The organism is Arthrobacter sp. Y3223164 (genome assembly GCF_059091005.1).
Map to the genome: position 1 here is coordinate 1 of NZ_JBNHGF010000163.1, position 6,009 is coordinate 6,009.

Genomic DNA, 6,009 nt, shown 5'->3' on the forward strand with positions numbered 1-6,009 from the left:
CTGCTGCGCCTCGGCCTGCTCGGGCCGCGGGGCGTGCTGCGCGAGCTTGGCGCCTTCCACGTCCACGTCAGGGAGCACCTTGTCCAGCCAGGCCGGCATCCACCAGGCCGCCTTGCCGAACAGGTGCATCGCCGCCGGGATCAGCGTCATCCGCACCACGAACGCGTCCAGCAGCACGCCCAGGGCCAGCGCGAAGCCGATCGGCCGGACCATGGTCAGGTGGGAAAAGATGAACCCGGCGAACACGGAGACCATAATGATTGCCGCGGCCGTGACTACCTTGGCGCCGTGGTTGAAGCCGCTGACCACGGCGGCCCTGGCGTCCTCGCCGTGCGCATAGGATTCACGCATGCCGGAGACCAGGAACATCTGGTAGTCCATCGCCAGGCCGAACAGCACGCCGATCATGATCATCGGCAGGAAGCTCAGGATCGGCCCGGGGTCGTGGACGTCGAAGATGCCGCCCAGCCAGCCCCACTGGTAGATCGCCACCACGGCGCCGAAGCTGGCCCCGAGTGACAGCAGGAAACCGGCGGTGGCCAGCAGCGGCACCAGGACGGAGCGGAAGACCAGCAGCAGCAGGATCAGCGAGAGCCCGATCACGATGGCCAGATAGACCGGCATGGCGTCCGCCAGCTTGTCGGAGACGTCGATCTGCATCGCCGGCTGCCCGGTCACGGAGATCGCGATGCCGGTCTCCTGCTCGAGTGCACCGGCCTGCGCCCGGAGGTTATGGACCAGCTCCTCGGTGCTTTCGGCCGCCGGGCCCTCTGCGGGGATGACCTGGAGCACGGCGGTGCGCCCGTCCCCGCTGGTGCCGGTCGGAACGGCTGCGGCGACGTGGTCCATCGACCGCAGCTCCTGCGATAGCCGCAGCAGCGCCTCGTCGGTCCCGGTCCCTTCCATGCCCGCAGGGAGGTCGGCCACCACGATGAGCGGGCCGTTGATTCCCTCGCCGAAGCTCTCGCCCAGTTGGCGGTAGGACTGGTAGGCCGTAGAGTCCGCAGGCTCGGAGCTGCCGTCCGGCAGGCCCAGCCGCAGCTCGGCGGCCGGCACCGCCATCAGGCCCAGCACCGCCACGCCCGCGGCCAGCGCGAGCCACGGGTGCTTCGTCACCGTCTTGCCCCAGCTGCGCTTGGGGTCGTTGTGGAAGTCCGCCACCCTCGTCGTGGTCTCTGCGTCGGCGGCGGCCGGGCCGGGCAGGCCGGCCTTGGCCCATGCGCGTCGGGAGAGAATGCGCCTGCCCATGATGGCCAGCATCGCCGGGGTCAAGGTCAAGGCGACGACGACGGCGACCGCCACGGTGGCGGCTCCGGCCAGTCCCAGCACCGTCAGGAACGGAATGCCCGGCACCGCCAGCGCGGCGAGGGCGATGATCACGGTGAGCCCGGCAAAAAGCACTGCGTTGCCGGAGGTGCCGGTGGCCCGGCCGATCGATTCGATCAGCGGCACGCCGGAGAGCAGCTGGGTGCGGTGGCGGTTGACGATGAACAGGGAGTAGTCGATGCCCACGGCCAGGCCCAGCATCAGCGCCAGCACCGGCGAAACCGAGCTCATCTCGATGACACCGCTGAGCGCCATGGTGCCGCCCACGCCGACCCCCACGCCGACGATCGCCATCAGCAGCGGCAGTCCGGCCGCGATGAGCGTGCCGAGCATGAGCACCAGGACGGCGGCGGCGACCGCGATGCCGATGATCTCGGCGGCTCCGAACAGGCTGGAGATGTCCTCGACGATGTCCTTGCTGTACTCCGCCCGCAGTCCCGGCACCAGGCCGGCCTCGGTGACCTCCTGGACCTGTTCGCGGTCCTCCTTCGAAACCTCCATCATGCCCTGCTCGAACTGGACCTGGATGAACGCGGCCGAGCCGTCCCCGGATACGAACCGCAGCCCCTCGGAGGACTGCTGCCGCAGCTTCCCCGCCTCCAGATCGGCGACGCCTGACTCGTACTCCGCCCGGCCGTCTGCCAGCCGGCGTTCGGCTTCCGCCAACCGGGCCCGTGCCGTTTCCAGCTGCGCCCGCTGCGGCTCCAGCCGGGCACGTGCCTGCTCGGCCATCGCCGCCTGGCCGGCTGCCTCCAGCTGCCCGATCTGTGCCTCGGCCGCCTTCAGCTGCTGCAGGCCCGGCTCCAACTGCGCCTTGCCCGCGTCCAGCTCGGCCTGGGCGTCCTCAAGCCGTTGTGCGGCGGCGTCGAGCTTCTCTTCGCCGGCGGCGATCGTCCGTGGCGCATTGTCCAGGGCGGCCTGCAATTCCACCGGGTTCGTGGCGTTCTTGACCGCGTCCAGCTTCGTGAGGTCCGCGGCGATGGCCGCAATGGCGTCCTGGTGCCCCGCGGTGAACGCCCGGCCGTCGGCCGTCGTGAACACGATGGTGCCGAGGCCGCCCGAGGCGGCCGGCATTTTCTCCCGCAGGTCGTCCGCAACCGCTTGGGCGGGAGTGCCGGGAATGGTGAAGCTGTTGGAGAGGGTGCCCATGAAGGCAGCGACGGATCCGCCGACGGCGACCATGACCACCAGCCACATGGAGACGAACCACCAGCGTTTGCGCGCGGCGAGCTTACCGAGTCTGTAGAGCAGTGAGGCCATGGGGTCAGTCCTTGGAGTGGGGGTTGAAGCCGCTGCGCAGCATGTCAAGGCTCTCGAGCAACTGCTGGCGGAAGGCCGACGGTTCGGGTGCCCCGCCGGCGGGGGTTTGGGTGGCGGCCATGCGCATGGCCGCCTGAGCGCAGGCGATCAGCGAACCGGCAAGCGCCGTGACCATGAGCTCGCCGGCGTTCTCCGGCAGCCGGGGGCGCAGTCCGTCTTCGAGCGATTGCCTGGCCTGGCTCCAGGCTTGCAGTTGCACGCGCTCCAACTGGGCGTCGTCGATACCCATCTGGTAGATCTCGCACAGCAGCGCAAGCCGGCCCTGACTGATCTCCCCGCCGAAAGTGGCCAGGACCGCGTCCATGATCGGTTCGTCGTCCGGGCGCTCATCGAGCCGCTTGAAGGACTCGGCCAAAAATTCTTCCACCGGCCGCGTGACCGCCGCCTCGACGGAGGGGAAGTAGTTGAAGAAGGTCCGGCGCGAAACGCCCGCCTCTGCTGCCACCTGGTCCACCGTAAAGCCGCCCGGCCCCTGTTCCCTGGTCAGCCGCAAGGCGGCCGCGGTGATGGCGCCGCGCGTAGCCGCCTTGTTTCGTTCACGGAGCCCTTCCAGGGGAACCGGAGTTTGTGCGCTCATCGGGCCAGTGTAGGGCTAAGTTGCACACCATGCAAAGTTGCCTTGTGTGCAGAAACATTTCGGGTGTGGCCGGGTCCTCGGCTAAATTAGTGGGGGTGCCCTACCCCCGAGGACACCCACGGCACGATTGCCGCAGCCAACTAGTCTCCTAGGACGTGCATGTCTCCGCGTACCCTGTTCCGTACCGTCGCCTTCGCCGAGGCGGTGACGTGGACGTTGCTGTTACTGGCCCTGCTCCTGCGGGCGCTGGTGCCGGAAGCACGCCTGGCGGTCAGTATCGCGGGCGGCCTGCACGGCTTTGTCTTCCTCTGCTACGTCGTCAGCACCTGCTTCACCTGGGTGAACCAAAGGTGGTCGGCAGGCCGCGGCATCCTGGCCGTGGTCTCTGCCGCCATTCCGTATGCGACGATTCCCGTCGAGAAGTCGATGGACCGCCACGGCCTGCTCGGCGACGTTTGGCGGCTCGGCGCAGGCGGTGACGCCCCGCACGGTTTCCTCGAAAAGCTGCAGGCCGCCGTGCTCGCCCGCCCGCTGGCGGCCATCGCCGTCGTCATAGCAGCCGTTGCCGCCGTCTTCGGCTCGCTGCTCTACCTGGGTCCGCCGGATACCTGGTTCGCCTAGAACCGGGTCACAACCGGACCACATCGGTGAGGAGCCGCCGGCGCCGTTTTCGGGCCTGCGGCTCCTCACTGCCGTTTTAAGTGATGCTGTGGCTCAGGACGGTGAAGAGGTCCGGGAGAGCCCCGTCCCTCCCCACCGTTGGGATACCTACCTTAAGGGTGATCTCCTAGTGGTGACCGTGGCCGTGGCCGTGGTCGTCGTCGTCGCACCGGAACTTGACGCGGTCGCTCGACACCCATCCGTCGGCGCGGCTGTAGCTGACGGCCTTGTACGTCCTGTCGCAGCGCAGGTCGTCGCCACGGATGGTGAAGTCGCCGTCATGGGTCCGGACGTAGAAATGATCCACAACGCGGTCCCGCGAAACGTTGATGATCCACACGTGGACGCGCCTCGCTTCGTAGTCCTCGCCCCTTACCCGGTAATCGCCGTCATCATAAATGCGCAGCTTCAGGGTGGCGTCGTCGTCGTGGTGGTCGCCGTAATCGTGGTCGGAATGCGAAGCAGGTACCGCCACGCTGCTGGCACCGGCCGGTGCCGCTACGCCGATTGACGCGAGAAGTCCCAGGAGTACGCCGGTCATCATCAACCACACGCGCAGTCTTGCTGAAGTTTTCATTACTGAGAGTGCTTCCGTGCTTTTCCGGGAGGCCGGGAACGCGGAAGGCGCGTCCGCCTGTCATCGATGAGCGGCCTGGCGGGCCCCCCGGCTTCCTATCGCCGCTGCCGCTCACTGGTGCCGGAAAAAAGACGGGACTGCCCCCGGCCCAACAGTGGTTACTTGAGGTTGCCATCCCTCGGGAGGATCCTGCCTCCGGTGCCCCGCGCCGTGCCCCTGCGGTGCGGTCGGCACCCCTACAGCGTAGTGGAAACAGGTATCGCCGGGTACCCCGTCACGCGGTTTTTCCCCTGATCAATAAGATCCTTGGCCAGTCGGATCGGAAACCGCATTTGGAGGCCTTGGCGCCCTTAGCCCTGCGGCTTCCAGATGTTGATGTCGGAGTCCACCGCGAACCGGTTGATCGCGTCTGCTTCCTCGGCCGTGAAGTCCAGTTTGGCCACGGCGGCGAGACTGTCCTCCAGTTGCTGCACGCTCGAGGCCCCGATCAAGGCAGAGGTGACCGGGGCGCCCTTGGCTTGCCGGCGGAGCACCCAGGCGATGGCCAGCTGCGCCAGCGACTGGCCTCGGTCCGCCGCCAACTGGTTCAGTCCGCGGACGCGGTCCAGATTCTCGTCGGAGAGCATCTGCGGGAACAGCGACTTGTCCTGCGCGGCACGGGAGTCACCAGGGATGCCGTTCAGGTAGCGGTCGGTGAGCATGCCTTGGGCCAGCGGCGAGAACGCGATGCAACCCATGCCTTCGTCTTCCAGGACTTCCAGCAGGTTCGGGCTGCCGCCTTCCACCCAGCGGTTGAGCATCGAGTATGAGGGCTGGTGGATCAGCAGCGGGGTCCCCAGCGCGCGCATGATCCGTGCAGCCTCCCGGGTTTGCTCGGGGGTGTAGGACGAGATGCCCGCGTACATGGCCTTGCCGGACCGGACGGCCTGGTCCAGCGCGCCCATCGTCTCCTCCAGCGGCGTGTTCGGGTCGGGCCGGTGGCTGTAGAAGATGTCCACGTAGTCCAGGCCCATCCGCTTCAGCGAGGCGTCCAGGCTGGAGAGCAGGTATTTGCGCGAACCCCACTCGCCGTACGGGCCGGGCCACATCAGGTAGCCGGCCTTGGTGGAGATCACCAGTTCGTCCCGGTAGGGCAGGAAATCCTGGCGCATGTGCCGGCCGAAATTGGTTTCGGCGCTGCCCTCCGGCGGGCCGTAGTTGTTGGCCACATCGAAGTGCGTCACCCCCAGGTCGAAGGCCCGGCGCAGGATCGCGCCCTGCACTTCGAACGGCTTGTCGTCGCCGAAGTTGTGCCAGAGGCCCAGCGAGACGGCGGGCAGCTTCAGCCCGCTGCGGCCCACCCGGCGGTAGGGAATGTTCTGGTACCGGTTCTCTGCAGCCTCATACGCCATCCCCTCATCATGCCATCGTGCGGCTACCGGTCCCTACCGGCAATGATCCTGCCCACAACCGCGGGGAGGGCGGCGCTGATAGCGGAGGCGGCCAGGGGCGCGCCCGGTGACGACGACGGCGTTGCGCGCCGCCCGCTGCGGCTCTCCGTCCCCCGAGG

At 67.8% G+C, this 6,009-nt stretch carries 5 protein-coding genes; 1 reads left to right on the forward strand and 4 read right to left on the reverse strand.

Annotated features, from left to right (window positions below; genetic code table 11):
• Positions 1-2,586: MMPL family transporter (locus tag AC5RUJ_RS09570; RefSeq protein WP_494155798.1), on the reverse strand; the 2,586-nt coding region annotated here is incomplete at its 3' end.
• 4 nt (positions 2,587-2,590) lie between these two features.
• Positions 2,591-3,223, reverse strand: coding sequence for a TetR family transcriptional regulator (locus AC5RUJ_RS09575; RefSeq protein ID WP_494025454.1), 633 nt, complete (start codon positions 3,221-3,223; stop codon positions 2,591-2,593).
• A 159-nt stretch (positions 3,224-3,382) separates the two neighbouring features.
• Here AC5RUJ_RS09575 and AC5RUJ_RS09580 point away from each other — a divergent pair, with 159 nt between their 5' ends.
• A complete protein-coding gene (locus tag AC5RUJ_RS09580; protein WP_494128364.1) occupies positions 3,383-3,844 on the forward strand; it encodes a DUF3817 domain-containing protein in 462 nt (153 codons plus the stop codon).
• Positions 3,845-4,010: 166 nt separating this feature from the next.
• On the opposite strand, the gene AC5RUJ_RS09585 is transcribed toward AC5RUJ_RS09580, so the two are convergent.
• Together AC5RUJ_RS09585 and mgrA are read right to left on the reverse strand one after the other, a co-directional pair.
• The gene (locus tag AC5RUJ_RS09585) at positions 4,011-4,460 is read right to left on the reverse strand and encodes a hypothetical protein (protein WP_494025453.1); all 450 of its coding nucleotides are present in this window, start codon (positions 4,458-4,460) and stop codon (positions 4,011-4,013) included.
• 350 nt (positions 4,461-4,810) lie between these two features.
• The gene (gene mgrA / locus AC5RUJ_RS09590) at positions 4,811-5,851 is read right to left on the reverse strand and encodes an L-glyceraldehyde 3-phosphate reductase (protein ID WP_494012667.1); all 1,041 of its coding nucleotides are present in this window, start codon (positions 5,849-5,851) and stop codon (positions 4,811-4,813) included.
• Positions 5,852-6,009 lie beyond the last annotated feature (158 nt).